This window comes from Pseudomonas sp. NFACC02 (assembly GCF_900110765.1).
GTDB lineage: Bacteria > Pseudomonadota > Gammaproteobacteria > Pseudomonadales > Pseudomonadaceae > Aquipseudomonas.
On sequence record NZ_FOEO01000007.1, the window covers coordinates 122,098 to 136,186 of the forward strand.

15 protein-coding genes, 1 pseudogene and 1 riboswitch are annotated in these 14,089 nt (G+C 60.7%); of the genes and pseudogenes, 8 read left to right on the forward strand and 8 right to left on the reverse strand.

What is annotated here, in order from left to right; translation table 11 throughout:
* Positions 1 to 109: 109 nt before the first annotated feature.
* A complete protein-coding gene (locus BMY73_RS08910; protein ID WP_092406521.1) occupies positions 110 to 1,312 on the reverse strand; it encodes an MFS transporter in 1,203 nt (400 codons plus the stop codon).
* Positions 1,313 to 1,403: 91 nt separating this feature from the next.
* Between BMY73_RS08910 and BMY73_RS08915 the strand changes: the two genes are divergently transcribed.
* Complete coding sequence (locus BMY73_RS08915; RefSeq protein WP_092406603.1) at positions 1,404 to 2,171, forward strand: AraC family transcriptional regulator; 768 nt, start codon at positions 1,404 to 1,406, stop codon at positions 2,169 to 2,171.
* Positions 2,172 to 2,215: 44 nt separating this feature from the next.
* Here BMY73_RS08915 and BMY73_RS08920 read toward each other — a convergent pair whose 3' ends face one another.
* Positions 2,216 to 2,845, reverse strand: a complete 630-nt coding sequence (locus BMY73_RS08920) for a LysE family translocator (protein WP_062386907.1) — start codon at positions 2,843 to 2,845, stop codon at positions 2,216 to 2,218.
* Positions 2,846 to 2,933: 88 nt separating this feature from the next.
* Here BMY73_RS08920 and BMY73_RS08925 point away from each other — a divergent pair, with 88 nt between their 5' ends.
* From BMY73_RS08925 to BMY73_RS08935, 3 genes are all read left to right on the forward strand, one after another.
* Positions 2,934 to 3,899 (forward strand): 2-hydroxyacid dehydrogenase, encoded by a 966-nt coding sequence (locus tag BMY73_RS08925; protein WP_092406523.1) that lies wholly within the window; start codon positions 2,934 to 2,936, stop codon positions 3,897 to 3,899.
* A 148-nt stretch (positions 3,900 to 4,047) separates the two neighbouring features.
* The gene (locus BMY73_RS08930) at positions 4,048 to 5,046 is read left to right on the forward strand and encodes a class I SAM-dependent methyltransferase (protein ID WP_092406525.1); all 999 of its coding nucleotides are present in this window, start codon (positions 4,048 to 4,050) and stop codon (positions 5,044 to 5,046) included.
* A gap of 40 nt (positions 5,047 to 5,086) precedes the next feature.
* Positions 5,087 to 5,206: riboswitch (yybP-ykoY riboswitch) on the forward strand.
* 90 nt (positions 5,207 to 5,296) lie between these two features.
* Entirely contained in the window at positions 5,297 to 5,881 is a 585-nt protein-coding gene (locus BMY73_RS08935) for a TMEM165/GDT1 family protein (RefSeq protein ID WP_062386920.1), read from the forward strand.
* A 153-nt stretch (positions 5,882 to 6,034) separates the two neighbouring features.
* Here the strand turns inward: BMY73_RS08935 and BMY73_RS08940 are convergent, their stop codons facing one another.
* Positions 6,035 to 6,853 (reverse strand): M48 family metallopeptidase, encoded by an 819-nt coding sequence (locus tag BMY73_RS08940; RefSeq protein WP_062386923.1) that lies wholly within the window; start codon positions 6,851 to 6,853, stop codon positions 6,035 to 6,037.
* A 1,376-nt stretch (positions 6,854 to 8,229) separates the two neighbouring features.
* Between BMY73_RS08940 and BMY73_RS28790 the strand changes: the two are divergent.
* Together BMY73_RS28790 and BMY73_RS28795 are read left to right on the forward strand one after the other, a co-directional pair.
* Positions 8,230 to 8,430: pseudogene (locus BMY73_RS28790) on the forward strand (HAMP domain-containing protein); the annotation flags it as partial.
* A gap of 114 nt (positions 8,431 to 8,544) precedes the next feature.
* Positions 8,545 to 9,288: a methyl-accepting chemotaxis protein gene (locus BMY73_RS28795; RefSeq protein WP_370588395.1), complete on the forward strand. Its 744-nt coding sequence runs from the start codon at positions 8,545 to 8,547 to the stop codon at positions 9,286 to 9,288.
* A gap of 461 nt (positions 9,289 to 9,749) precedes the next feature.
* On the opposite strand, the gene BMY73_RS08950 is transcribed toward BMY73_RS28795, so the two are convergent.
* The 3 genes from BMY73_RS08950 to BMY73_RS08960 are packed head-to-tail and all read right to left on the reverse strand — an operon-like array spanning position 9,750 to position 10,882.
* A complete protein-coding gene (locus tag BMY73_RS08950; RefSeq protein WP_092406527.1) occupies positions 9,750 to 10,379 on the reverse strand; it encodes an SOS response-associated peptidase in 630 nt (209 codons plus the stop codon).
* Positions 10,380 to 10,430: 51 nt separating this feature from the next.
* Positions 10,431 to 10,691, reverse strand: a complete 261-nt coding sequence (locus BMY73_RS08955) for a putative signal transducing protein (protein WP_062386932.1) — start codon at positions 10,689 to 10,691, stop codon at positions 10,431 to 10,433.
* Complete coding sequence (locus BMY73_RS08960) at positions 10,691 to 10,882, reverse strand: CPXCG motif-containing cysteine-rich protein (protein ID WP_062386935.1); 192 nt, start codon at positions 10,880 to 10,882, stop codon at positions 10,691 to 10,693. The genes BMY73_RS08955 and BMY73_RS08960 overlap by 1 nt, the downstream gene beginning before the upstream one ends.
* Positions 10,883 to 11,011: 129 nt before the next feature.
* Here BMY73_RS08960 and BMY73_RS08965 point away from each other — a divergent pair, with 129 nt between their 5' ends.
* Complete coding sequence (locus tag BMY73_RS08965) at positions 11,012 to 12,175, forward strand: 1-acyl-sn-glycerol-3-phosphate acyltransferase (protein WP_175500156.1); 1,164 nt, start codon at positions 11,012 to 11,014, stop codon at positions 12,173 to 12,175.
* A 547-nt stretch (positions 12,176 to 12,722) separates the two neighbouring features.
* Here BMY73_RS08965 and BMY73_RS08970 read toward each other — a convergent pair.
* Entirely contained in the window at positions 12,723 to 12,992 is a 270-nt protein-coding gene (locus BMY73_RS08970; RefSeq protein ID WP_092406531.1) for a hypothetical protein, read from the reverse strand.
* A gap of 138 nt (positions 12,993 to 13,130) precedes the next feature.
* On the opposite strand from BMY73_RS08970, the gene BMY73_RS08975 reads away from it, so the two are divergent.
* Positions 13,131 to 13,334: a hypothetical protein gene (locus BMY73_RS08975; RefSeq protein ID WP_092406533.1), complete on the forward strand. Its 204-nt coding sequence runs from the start codon at positions 13,131 to 13,133 to the stop codon at positions 13,332 to 13,334.
* A gap of 91 nt (positions 13,335 to 13,425) precedes the next feature.
* Here the strand turns inward: BMY73_RS08975 and BMY73_RS08980 are convergent, their stop codons facing one another.
* Entirely contained in the window at positions 13,426 to 14,007 is a 582-nt protein-coding gene (locus tag BMY73_RS08980; protein ID WP_062386944.1) for a YajG family lipoprotein, read from the reverse strand.
* Between the last annotated feature and the right edge of the window lie 82 nt (positions 14,008 to 14,089).

A 14,089-nucleotide genomic window follows, 5' to 3' on the forward strand; every position in this document is an offset into this window, starting at 1 on the left:
AAAAATATGCACTCTAGAGCCTTCACTCGCCAGTCAAATCAGCCAAAGGGATGATTCGAATGACGAGTGACCATGCAGGCATTACGCCATTTGACAGGGCAAAACGGTCTTAAGCGGGCTGCGCGGCGGTGCTCTCTGCCGGTGTTCGAGGGAACATCAGCGAAGCGGCAAAGGTCAGCCCTGCAAACGCCGCAAGGATCACATAGAGGCCGGCAAGTCCCTGACGAGGCTCGATAAAGGCGATTAAAGGGATGGCCGTAGCGCTCGCCCCGAACGACAAAAAGTACCGCAATGCGAAGACGCGAGACTGCCATTGCGGCGCGACGAAGTTGGCAACCATCGCATCGTTAACAGTGACCTGACCGAACACCGCGAACATGAAACCCGCGCCAAGCAACATCACCGGCCAACTGTCGACATACGCCAACGCAAACAGAAAAGGCGCCTGGCACACGGTGAGGATCACGAACGGCCATTTCAGGCTGAAGCGGTCCAGAAAGCGGCCTATGGTCAATTGCGCGACCGCACCGAAGGCATACGCAAGGCTGACGACGACGCCAAGGGTTTGCGGCGACGCGAGCAGGTCATGCAGGCGATCCTGAAACAGCTTCGGGTAGGTCATGGTCGTCGCATTGAACACCACTCCCCCTGTGGCTGTGGCGATCGCCAGCACACTAAAGACCCTCACCAGGGAAATGCGCTGTCCGGCGCCGCCCTTGGGCATCGTGTGAGCGCGCATGGGAATCGGCTCATCCTTGACCAGAATTGCAAACAGAACCCCGATCAGAATCGACACGCACCCTGGCAGAATGAATGCCGAGCGCCAGCCAAACTGTGCCATGAGGAAGCCCGTCAACAGCGCTGAAAACGCCACCCCAAGGTTCCCCCACATGCCGTTGACGCCGATCTCGCGCCCGCGATTCTGTGCGTAAGCCACCAGCATGGCCGTGCCAACCGGGTGATAAATCGCCGCAAACACGCCGACCAGTGTCATGCCGACGGCCAGTTGGGTGGTACTGGTGCTGATGCCCGTGATGATCGACGCTGCGCCAATGCCGAAGAAGAACAACAGCATCATGTGGCGCCGACTCCAGCGATCCCCCATCCAGCCCGCGGGTAGCGAACAGGCGCCAAAGGCGATGAAACCGCCCAGCGACAGGCCGATCAACTGCGCGTAATCCACCGTGAACGTTTGGGTCATCCCCAATACGGCGGCGGGAAATATCAGCATGAACATGTGATCGATGATGTGAGCAGCGTTGATGAAGTGAATCACCGTTCGTGGACGATTGGGGCGTAAGGATTGACTCATGGCAGCGCATCCTGAGCTTGCAGTGTAGGTGGACGCTCATGCTAAGTTGGCGATAAATCGTATTTCAGACAACAAAGTCATCAAACCCGCCATGTTGATCAGCTTGCTCAGCCACAGCCCCGTCACCGCCCACCCGCAGGACTACCCCGACGGCGCGCATCAACCGCGGCATGTCCACGCCGAAGCGCAGCTGTTGTATGCGGTCAGCGGCGTGATGCGGTTGATCACCGCCCGTGGCGCCTGGGTGATCCCGCCCACGCGCGCGGTGTGGATTCCCCCCATGGTCGAACACGAGATTTTCATGTCCGGCGAGGTGTTGATGCGCTCCCTGTTCGTTGCCGCCGAGCATTGCCCGCCGGGTCTGGGCAATTGCTGCGTTCTGGCCGTCACGCCATTGCTGCGCGAATTGATCGTGAGGGCAACGCAGAGCGATGAACATACGAGCAATCCGCTGATCCAGCAGTTGATGCTGGAAGAAATCGCTGCGCTGGAAAACCTGCCATTGCACATCCCGATGCCCCGCGACCGCCGACTGCAAGGGATCTGCATGTCGCTGCTCACGAGGCCGGATCAGAGCCACACGCTGGAGGACTGGGCGCAAGAAGTCGGCGCCAGTTCACGCACGTTGACGCGTTTGTTCAATCAGGAATTGGGCATGAGCTTCAACGCATGGCGCCAACAAGTGCGACTCATGGAGGCGCTGCCCAGGTTGCTGGGCGGCGAAAGCGTGCAGCGCGTGGCGAATGATCTGGGCTATGGCAGCGCACGGGCATTCAGTGCGATGTTCAGCCGACTGTTGGGAGAAAGCCCCCGGGATTATCTGGGGGCTTTGAAGCAGCTCAGTGAATTGAAGCAATAACTGCCCCCCTGAAACACCCCAAAGCCCACGCCCGCCGGAGGCAATCAACTGGCCTGGGTAAACGCCAGCTTCACACCCAGCGCCACCAGAACCCCGCCCATCGCGCGGTCAAACCAGTGCCCCATGCGGGCGAAGCCTGCACGCACCCGTGGCTGACTGAACAGACGCGCCACCAGGCAGAACCAGACGCCTGTCGCGATCGCCAGATAGACGCCATAGCCCGCCTGAACCAGCATCGGCGTGTGCGGATCGATCACCACGGTAAACAACGAGAGGAAGAACAACGTCGCCTTGGGGTTCAGGCCGTTGGTCACGAAGCCGGCCGTGAAGGCACCGCGCGCCGTGCGCTCACCCTTGGCGATGTCCACTGGCGCATCCGAGGCGCTCGCGGGCCTGGCGCGCAGGGCCTTGATCCCGATGTACAAAAGATAAGCGGCAGCCGCCCATTTCAAAGCGTTGAACAGCACGATCGATTGCGAAACGATCAGCCCGATACCGAGCAGCGAGTAGCCGACGTGCAGAAAAATCGCCGTCCCCACGCCCATGGCGGTGTAAGTACCCGCCTTGCGGCCATGGGTCACGCTTTCACGTACCACCACGGCGAAGTCGGGACCGGGACTGGCGACTGCCAACAGGTGGATAAGGGCAACGGTAAGAAACTCGGTCCAGTACATAGGGGACTCCAGGCGTTTTTACGAGCGGCAGGCTCTGGTAGGCTCGCTACCTTACGCCTCCCACTCACCGAGCAAAAGGTACAGCTGAATGTCGAGTCAAAGCAGAGCCGTTTTCCTGGATCACACCTCCCTGGACCTCGGCGATCTGGACCTTGCCCCCTGGCGTGAAACCTTCAGCGAGTTGATCCTGCATGCCAGTTCCACGGCGGATCAGGTGATCGAAAGGCTGCAAGGCGCGCAAGTGGCGATCTCCAACAAGATCGTGATTGATGCCGCCACGTTCGCAGCCTGTCCCGACCTCAAGCTCATATTGGTGACAGCGACCGGGGTCAACAATATTGACCTTGAAGCCGCCCGCCAGCACGGCGTCGTGGTGAGCAACTGCCAAGGCTACGGCACGCCGTCGGTGGCCCAACACACCTTGATGCTGCTGTTGGCGATGGCCACGCGACTGCCGGACTACCAGCAAGCCATTCATCAGGGCCTGTGGCAGAAGTCCAGACAGTTTTGTCTGCTGGATTTCCCGATAGTGGAACTCGAAGGCAAGACCTTGGGCCTGCTGGGGCACGGCGAGTTGGGTGGGGCTGTCGCGAAGCTCGCCGAAGCCTTCGGCATGCGTGTTCTGCTGGGCCAGATTCCTGGCCGCGCTGCTCGCCCGGACCGTGTTCCATTGCACGAACTGTTGCCGCAAGTGGACGCCCTGACGCTCCACTGCCCACTCAACGAGCACACCCGCGACATGATCGGCGCCCACGAACTGAGCCTGATGAAGCCCAAAGCGTTCATCGTCAACACGGCCCGGGGCGGCCTGATCAATGAGCAGGCGCTGGCCGACGCCCTGCGCAACGGCCACCTCGCTGGCGCCGCGACCGACGTATTGACCGTGGAGCCTCCGGTGAACGGCAACCCTCTGCTGTCGGGCGACATTCCTCGCCTGATCATCACCCCGCACAGCGCCTGGGGCAGTCAGGAAGCACGGCAGCGTATCGTGGGCCAGGTGAACGAGAATGCGCTGGCGTTTTATGCGGGCAAGCCGGTCCGGGTTGTCAGCTAAGGCTCGGTGTCATCGGTAAAGATCCTGCCCGGCGGGCGGAGCTTGCGGGGTGGCGTCCCCCGGCCTGCGCCCGGAATCAAAAGCAGCAGGCCGGGAATCAAGAACAGCACTTCCCTGATAAACTTCGCCTTTTGTCCAGGAGCCCAAGATGGACCCGCGCAGTGAAGTGTTACTCCGTCAGGCCGATTTGTTTCAGGGTTCATTGCTGCTGACCGGGCTGCCTGCCGACGACCTGATGGGCACGTTGCCCAACGCTCGCGGCTGGAGCTGGCATGCCGGTGACTTTTCGGCGCTGGACGCACGCTTCACCGGCCGCACCCACTTCGGCACCGAGGCGCCGGTTGAAGCGTTCGACGCTGCCGTGCTGTTCCTGCCTAAAGCTAAAGATCTCACCGACTACCTGCTGAACGCCCTGGCTTCGCGTTTGCAGGGCCGCGAACTGTTTCTGGTTGGCGAAAAACGGGCAGGCATCGAGGCGGCCGCGCGTCAACTGAGCCCGTTTGGACGCGCGCGCAAACTGGACAGCGCCCGCCACTGTCAGCTCTGGCAAGTCACGGTGGAAGAGGCACCGAAAGCGGTTGAGCTGAACAGCCTCGCCAGACACTTCGAAATCGACATGGAAGGCGCACCACTCACGATAATCAGTCTGCCGGGCGTGTTCAGCCACGGCCGGCTTGACCGGGGTTCGGCGCTCTTGCTGGAGAACCTTGACCGCTTGCCCACGGGTCACTTGCTGGATTTTGGATGCGGTGCGGGCGTGCTGGGTGCTGCGGTCAAACGCCGCAACCCGGACATGAACGTCACCCTGCTTGATGTGGATGCCTTCGCCACCGCCAGCAGTCGGTTGACCCTGGCTGCCAATGGGCTGGAAGGTGAGGTATTGACCGGTGACGGCATCGACGCAGCGCCCCACCATCTGGACATCATTCTGACCAATCCGCCCTTTCATACCGGCGTTCACACCGACTATGCGGCCACGGAAAACCTGCTGCGAAAAGCACGCGAACATCTGAAAAAAGGCGGCGAATTGCGCTTGGTTGCCAACAGTTTTCTACGCTACCAACCGATTATCGAACAGCACCTTGGCGTATGTGCCGTCATGGCTGAAGGTCAGGGCTTCCGGATTTACCGCGCGAAACGTGCGTGAAAATTAGCGCTTGCCGAATACGATCCGTGTAGGCAGAATCCGCTCCGTCCTAGGGGAGTAGTCTCCCACGAGCGCCACGCTCGTCCGGCACGCATCAACATACTTGGTCCCCAGACCATGGTGCGTGCGACCCCAGATCTGCCTAGACGGATCGGAGGTTTGACAAGACCTATGACACGAACATCCTGACCCGGGGCGGGGAGGTTGTACGTGTCATAGCCGTGTCGACCCGCCCCTTAGGAAAATCCTGATGCTGGAATCCCTGCTGGTCCCTACCGCGGTCGTCGCACTGGCCGAAATCGGTGACAAGACCCAACTCCTTGCGCTCATCCTCGCTGCCCGCTTTCGCAAGCCATGGCCGATCATCGCCGGTATTGTCGCGGCTACGCTGGCCAACCACGCCGCAGCTGGCGCCGTCGGTGCCTGGTTCAGCAGTTTCTTTTCCGACGCCATGCTTCACTGGATACTCGCCGCGAGCTTTACCGCTACTGCGTTGTGGACGTTGGTTCCCGACAAGATGGATGACGACGAAGCCAACACCGCGCGTAAGTTCGGCCCCTTCATGACCACGTTGATTGCGTTCTTCCTCGCCGAAATCGGTGACAAGACGCAGATCGCTACGGTCATGCTGGCGGCGCAGTATTCCTACTTGTGGCTGGTGATTCTGGGCACGACGCTGGGCATGCTGATCGCCAACGTGCCGGTGGTGCTGGCGGGTAACTTCGCGGCGGAAAAACTGCCGCTCACGCTGATTCGCCGTCTGGCGGCAGGTGCGTTCTTCATCCTGGCAATCGTGGCGGTGTACAAGGCGATGCAGGTGAGCGGCTGGGTGTAAGCCGGCGCGCAAGCTCAGGCTTTTCCCGTGGCGCCTCTGGAGTTCTGGACTGCCCCGAGAATTTGGCCACCCATCCAGGCTCCTGGGCTGTCCACTCTGTGGGAGCGAGCAAGCTCGCCCCACAGCAGGTCTCAGCGGAGCCAGTTCAACGCCTTACGACTTCGGCGCCTGCTCATACAGAGGCATCACTTTCGGAATCGCGGCCTGCAGAGCGGCAATACGGTTCGCGGAAGCCGGGTGAGTGCTCATGAACTCAGGTTGCGATGCCCCGGCCTGAGCCTGCATCTTTTGCCAAAGGGTAATCGCGGCATTCGGGTTGTAACCGGCACGCGCCGACAACTCCAGCCCCAACAGATCCGCTTCATTCTCGTTGGCCCGGCTGTTCGGCAGGGTCAGGCTGTAATTGACCACGGTGTCAGCCAACGCGAGGCTGTCCTGCCCCAGGCCCAGCAACGACCCTGCGCCCTGCTTCGCCATCTGAATGCCGTATGCCTTGGACATGGCTTCGCGCCCGTGTTCGCGCAAGGCATGAGCGATTTCATGGCCCATCACCGCCGCCAGCTCATCATCACTCAACTTCAACGTGTCGATCAGCCCAGTGTAGACGATGATTTTGCCGCCCGGGCCGCAATTGGCGTTCAACTCATCGCTCTTAATCAGGTTCACTTCCCATTGCCACTGCGCCGCGTCCGGACGCAGCTTGGGCGCCTGGGCGATCAAGCGATTGGCGACATTCTGGACGCGCTTGGCCTCGGCACTGCTTTTGTCCAGCACGCCCTTGGTCGTGGCCTCGGCGACTGTCTGCTGATAGGACTGCGCGTACATCTGATTGACCTGATCGGTCGACAGCATGCTGAACATGTATTGCTTGCGCTCGACTCCCACCGAATCTCCACTGGTGGTGTTGACCGCCTGACAGCCTGCGACCAGCAGCGCTGCGCTCAGCGCACAAAGAGCAAAGGTCTTACGCATGGTGTATCTCCATGAAAACAAGGCGCCCATCCTAGGCGGTACGCGGCTTGAGTGCCAGATAGCAGTCGATTGCCACGCAACTCGATGTCAAAAAAAGCACATCTGTAACAGCCTCAAGACACACTTTTCTCTCTTTCGAGACTCATCACTCTCCTTTGAATCCGGGCTGTTCAGCCAACGTTTCCAAAAGCGACCCTCAGACACTAAAAACGGCCATTTCATCGGTTTTGCCTCATGGAAGACCGGGGCGAGACGATACCTCATTCAGGCGTAATTCCACGTCCGGAGTCCCTATGAAGTTCAAGTCGATCCAGTTTTCCGTGGCCGCACTGGCGGGCGCCATCGTACTCAGCGTCGTGGTGGCGCTCGTTCTTTATGCGCTCTTTTCCGGGGCGCGCACACAGGCGCTGGTGGAACAACGCACCACCGCCCAATTCGAGCAAGCCATCGAGCAACGCCTGACGGCCATCGCCCGTGCGCAAGCCAGCGACATTCAGCGCGAACTGGAAGCTCCGCTCAACACGGCCGCCGGACTGGCCACGACCAACGCCGTCATCGGCATGAAGGACGCCAAGGGCGAACCCCAGTTGAAGATCAGCCGGGAACAGTTGCTCAACGTTCTGCATGAAACGGTCGCGCGCAACCCGAAAATTCTGGGCGCCTACATCGGCTGGGAGCCTAACGCTCTCGACCACAACGACGCCGCTTACGCCGAAGCACCGATCAACGGCGTGGACCCCAAGAACGGCCGGTTCATGCCTTGGTGGTATCGCAAGCCTGACGGCAGCCTCAACCTGGAAAAACTGGCGAGCCTGGAGGACCAGAAAATCCTGTCCACGGGTATTCGCTCCAGTGAGTATTACTTGTGCTCTCGGGAAACCCGCAAACCCTGCGTGATCGATCCGGCGCCTTATAAAGTGGGCGACAAGATGGTCATGCTCTCCTCGTTCATCGAGCCGATCATGCTGGACGGCCAGTTTCAGGGCATCGTCGGGGCCGATCTGTCGGTGAACTTCATTCAGGACATGCTCGAAAACGCGGACAAAAAGCTCTATGACGGCGCTGGCGACCTGGCGCTGATCGCCACCAATGGACGCCTCGTCGCCTACACCCATGACACCAGCAAACTCGGGGAGAAGGCCAGCGACATCCTTGATGCGAACGAAGCCGCCAACCTGACGAACCTCACAAAAGGGGAAGTGCGCTACGACATCGACAGGGAACATGGCCACATCGAGCTGTACCTGCCCTTTGGCATCGGCAACACGGACGCGCGCTGGACACTGATGATTCGCATGCCGGTCAGCGCGGTAATGGCCGACCTGCAGAAGCTGCAGAGCGATCTGTCGCATCAGCGCGACACGGACATTTTCGGAATGACCGTGGTCGGCCTGTTGATCGCCGCATTGGGCCTGCTGATCGTCTGGTTCGTCGGTCGTGGCATCGCCCGTCCGCTGAAGCAGATGGTTGCCATGCTCGACGACATTGCTCAGGGCGAAGGTGATCTCACGCGCCGCCTGACCAGTGATCGCGCCGACGAGCTTGGCGCGATCGCCAACGGTTTCAACACCTTCCTGAGCAAGCTGCAGGTCATGATCAGTCAGGTGGTGACGTCGGTGCAGAAGGTCAGCGATTCGTCCGAGCACACCGCCGACATTGCGATTCGCACCAACAACGGTGTGCACAAACAGATGGCGGAGATCGATCTGGTCGCGACCGCCGTGCACGAGATGACGGCGACCGCGCAAGACGTCGCGCGCAACGCGACTCAGGCCGCGCAAGCCGCCAACCATGCAGACGACGCCGCCAATCAGGGCATGCGCATCGTCCACAACACCTCGACCTCCATCAGCGAGCTCGCGGTGGAGATCGGCCGGGCGGTGGGCGTGGTGCAGACACTGGCCAAGGACAGTGAAAACATCAATGCGATCCTCACAGCCATTCGCGGGATCGCCGAGCAGACCAACCTGCTGGCGCTGAACGCTGCGATTGAGGCCGCTCGTGCCGGCGAGCAGGGGCGCGGGTTTGCGGTGGTGGCCGACGAAGTGCGCAACCTGGCGCAGAAAACTCAGCAAGCGACCGAAGAAATCCAGACCATGATCCAGCAGTTGCAAAGCGGAACGCGGCAGGTGGTGAAGGTCATGGAAGACAGCCAGAGCAAGACCGACGAGAGCGTGGGTCATGCCGCCGAGGCTGCGCAGGCGCTGCAAAGCATTACCCAGGCCGTATCGGTGATCAACGACATGAATACTCAGATCGCCAGCGCGGCGGAGGAGCAAAGCGCGGTCGCCGATGACATCAACCGTAACGTGATCAACATCGGCCAGGTGGCGAACGAAGTGGCGAGCGGCGCGGATGAATCGAGCCAGGCGAGCGCCGAATTGACCAAACTTGCAGAGCAGCAGCGCCGGCTGATCAATCAGTTCAGGGTGTGATGAGTTTCAGTAGGGCGCCAGCTTTCTGAGTGGGAGCCGGCTTGCTGGCGAATGCAGGGTGTCAGTCAACATATTCGTGAATGATGCACCGCATTCGCCAGAAAGCCGGCTCCCACAGGTACTGCGCCAGCCGCGAATCCGGGTAACGCTGCAATACCTGCGGGAGCAGTCCGAGGTTACGAGGGCCGCGAACGCGGTGGTTCATTCATCCTCGACGTCACAGACTTACCGCATTCGTCGGAATGCCGGCCCATCCCAAGCCGGCTCCCACAGGTTCGGCGCACAGCCGCCAATCCGGGTAACGCTGCAATACCTGTGGGAGCAGTCCGAGGTTACGAGGGCCGCGAACGCGGTGGTTCATTCATCCTCGATGTCACAGACTCACCGCATTCGTCGGAATGCCGGCCCAGACCAAGCCAGCTCCCACAGGTTCGGCGCACAGCCTGAGATAGGCACCCGTATTAAAGCGGCGTCAGGCATTCCGGCGCATTGAGCTTCGGGTCATTCACCAGGTTGGCCAAGGGACGCTCACGCAGCGGCATCTGGGGGGCCGCCAGTAACGACTGCAACGTCACCAGCGAGCTGTCAGGGTCAAGCCAGGCAGCCTGCCCTTCGGCATTGAGAATCAACGGCCGGCGCTGGCTCATGGCCGATTGCGTCACCACGGCCACGCTCAAATAGACGTGTTCTTCCACCGGATAAGCCTCCCAGATCGCCGCGAAATACAACGTGGAGCCTTCCGCAGGGGTCAGCCAGAATGGCCGCTTGCGCACCGAGCCGCGCCACTCGTAGAAACCGTTGGCGGGGAGCAGGCACCGGCGCTCACGAAACGCCTGACGGAACATGGGTTGCTCGGCCAGGGTTTCCGCCCGCGCGTGGGCAGGCGTGCGCGACAGGTCGGTCAGCCACGGCGGGGTCAGCCCCCAGCGAGCCCGCGCGACGCCTCGCGCGCCCTCTTCTCCCGCCAGCGCACGCACCATCAACACCGAATCGGCGGGGGAAATATTCCACTGCGCCTGCTGATCCGCTGGAAATCCGGGCAAGGCCGCAAACGCGGGCGTCCAACGAAACAGCGCATAACGTCCACACATGGGCTCAGGGCAACTCTTCTGAAAAGCGAATGAAGCGGCGCAGGACGAGCCTCAGCACAACAACACATCAGGGTAACTGTCAGGTTCGTCGCCCGACAACGGAAAGGCGCCATTGTACTCAGTGATCAACTGCCGCGCCCGCTCAGCCTGCTCATCCTCGACCGCCAGCCCTAGCAGGCCGAATACCGGCAACTCGCCGATGCCGCCCAGCAAGTGGCGCCCGGTGATATGCGACTCGATACCCTCGCTGGCAAGCATGGACTGCAACAACTCGCCTTCCATCATGTTTTCCGGTTCATAGATTTTGCGCATCAGTCGTTCTCGGCACGGACATCCAGATCCCATTGTTCGCCATCGGTCTCCAGGTGAAATTCGATGGGACGACAGCACACATGACAATCTTCAATAAAATTGTGGTCGCCTTCCGACAGATCAAGAACCGTCTCGCCCGGTTCGCCGCAATAGGGACACTCGTAAGGCGCTGCAGGTTGTATTTCGTGCATCACAGTCTCCGAGAGCAGTTTTGCGTATAATCGCCGACTCGTTTGCAGGCCGAGCTTTATTTCTCAACATCCGGGCGTATGCCGGACTCGACCTACCTTTACCCTAGCCGTTTCCGACAAGAGAGCATGATGGGCGAATTCGATGCCATCCGACCGTACGACGACACCGAAGTAAAGGCCGTACTCAACCGGCTACTGGGTGACAAGGCGTTCCTCGCGATCCTCACGCATTTCCGTTTTCCACGTCTGGCCGGCTCGCTCGGCTGGATCCTGCAGCCGGCCATCGCCCGCAAGCTGCGCCGCCAGTTTGCCGGCATCGACACCGTCGCTGCGTTGCAGGACAAAGTGGAGCACTACGTCGATCATACGATCGAGCGTGCCACCGATGGTGTGACCTATACCGGCGTGGAGCAGTTCAAGTCCGGCGTGGCTTACCTGTTTCTGGCCAATCACCGGGATATCGTGATGGACCCGGCGTTCGTCAACTATGCCGTTTACCACGCAGGCCTGCCGACGCCACGTATCGCCATTGGGGACAACCTGCTGCAAAAGCCCTTTGTCAGCGACCTGATGCGCCTGAACAAGAGTTTTATCGTTCATCGTTCCATCACCGGGCGCCGAGAAAAAATGGCGGCGTACCAGTTGCTGTCGGCCTACATCAATCACTCGATCCGCAACGACTGCCAGTCCATCTGGATCGCGCAGGCCGAAGGTCGTGCCAAAGACGGCGACGACCGTACCGAGTCGGCGATCCTCAAGATGTTCCACATGAGCCGCAAGGACGAGCCGTTTGGCGAAGTGATTCAATCGCTGAACCTGACGCCTGTTTCGATCAGCTACGAATACGATCCCTGCGATCAGGCGAAAGCCCGCGAGTTGTATATCCGGGCGACCACCGGCAGCTACACCAAAGCGCCGGGCGAGGATGACGTCAGCATCGCACTGGGCATCACCGGTTATAAAGGCCGCGTCCACGTCAACTTCGCCCCGCCGATCACCGAGTTGTTCGAAGACACCAAGCAACTGGCGATCGAGATGGACAAGCAGATCCTCGGTGGCTATCGCCTGTTCCCGGTGCACTACCTGGCCTATGAGCAATGGGCCGAGGCCGATCCCAGCCTGAACGTGCCGAGCGCTGCAGAGGTGTTTCCTGCGGACGAGCTGGAGCGGGCCAATGACGAATGGCAACGCCGGCTCCAGGCGTGCCCGGAAGAACACCGCCCATATCTGGTGCTCCAATACGCGACTCCGGTGCGCAACCAGTACCGGGTAAAGGCCGGCCTGCCGCTGTAAACGCAAAGCTCGATCACTGTGGGAGACGTCCGAGGTTACGAGGGCAGCGAATGCGGTGGGTCAGTCACGAACATGCCAACTGACCCACCGCATTCGCCAGCAAGCCGGCTCCCACCGGTCCGAGGCTGGACCGGGGTCTGAGGCTTGGACAGGGATCTAAGGGATGGCCTCAAGCTCGTCAACAACCCGGTCCCTGTGGGAGACGTCCGAGGTTACGAGGGCAGCGAACGCGGTGGGTCAGTCACGAACATGTCAGCTGACCCACCACATTCGCCAGCAAGCCGGCTCCCACAGGTCCGAGGCTGGACAGGGATCTGAGGGACGGCCTCAAGCTCGTCAACGACCCGATCCCTGTGGGAGACGTCCGAGGTTACGAGGGCAGCGAAGGCGGTGGGTCAGCGATGAACATGCCAACTGACCCACCGCATTCGCCAGCAAGCTGGCCCCCACTGGTCCGAGGCTGGACCGGGGGCTGAGGCTTGGACAGGGGTGCCGGTTCCCACAGTGTTCCGGGGCATAGCCGACAGCCGCTCATACCCGATAGCCGTCAAAGCTTGGTGCTGACCCACGACAACAGCAACGCAAACCCCAGGCACGCGGCGCCAATGCGATAACTCAGGCGGATCATGCGCAGGGTGGGCACGTCCATCAGGTGCATCGGCTCGTCGACAGGTGCCTGCTCGGTGAGTTTGTTCAGATGAGTGGTTTCACGCTGTTCGAGATTGCGGGTGGTGTGCAGCAGCCAGATCCCGGGACCGGCGGCGAGCAGCGCCAACGCGTTGAGGACCATTCCGGGTGAGTGCTGGAGGAGTGACATGGGGCCTCGATGGCGCCAGATCCGGGCGCCGCGAATTCGGTGTGGGTCTGAGCAGAAAGGTACTGCGTGTCACCTTAACGTCACCTGAACCGTTCACTGTGTAGCACCTCGACTCGACACCCGAATACGGAGAGCGTCATGCTGCACGCCCACAATCAGGACCGCCTTTACCTCGTCGCCCAGAGTGACGAGCAGGAAGCGTTGATCGACGCACTGGCCTTCAATGTTCAGGACAGGCACTGGCTGGTGTACTGCGCACTGGGAGGACACCCGCACAACGACCTGCCCGAAGTGGACCTTGAGACAGGCTACAGTTTTCTGGACTTTTATCAGGCGGCCTGACCCCCCATCGTTTGCATCGGCAAGCCCTCTTCAAACGAAAAGCCCCCGGTTCCTCTCGAAACCGGGGGCTTTTTTCATACAGCCAGTTGAGTTACTGACCCAGCGTGCGACCGATTGTCTGATCCTGAAACAGACGTGTCAGCGCGTCGCTGAGCACATCGCTGACCAGCTTGGTGTTGGTCTCTTCATTCGGCGCCATGCCGAAACGCTGGTCCAGGGACGCTGCGTAGCGACCGCTGTAGCTGCGACCATTGTTCTGCACATCGGCGCGGAACGTCGAGCTGATGTTCGCCTCGGTCACGTACAGGCCCTCTTTGGGCGACTGGTACTTGAGGTCAGCGAGGGTAATGGTCAGCTGTGGTCCGTTGCCGCCCTGGACCGGCGTAAAGCCCAGCAGACGCACCGCGGCTTCGGCCTGGGCCTGGAGCTGCGGAACCACTTGCTGGCTATTGACCGTAATCGAACTGGTCTCAGGGTACAGACCACCCCGGGTACCCAACGTCTGCGACTGGCGACCGTCTACCACCCGAACCACCACTTGCTGGCCATGCCCGACAGGCGCCAGCTGACTGTTCAACTTGGGTTGCGGGCTAAGCGACTGCGGACTATGGGCACAGCCCACCAGCGTCAGACTGCCTACAGCAAGCAAACCGAACAAAACGCGACGCAACATGCTCATTTCTCCATGGGCCAAGGCACAAATTGTGCCGCAGTATAACGACCTCGCAAGGCCGCTCACTAGCGTAAAGATACGA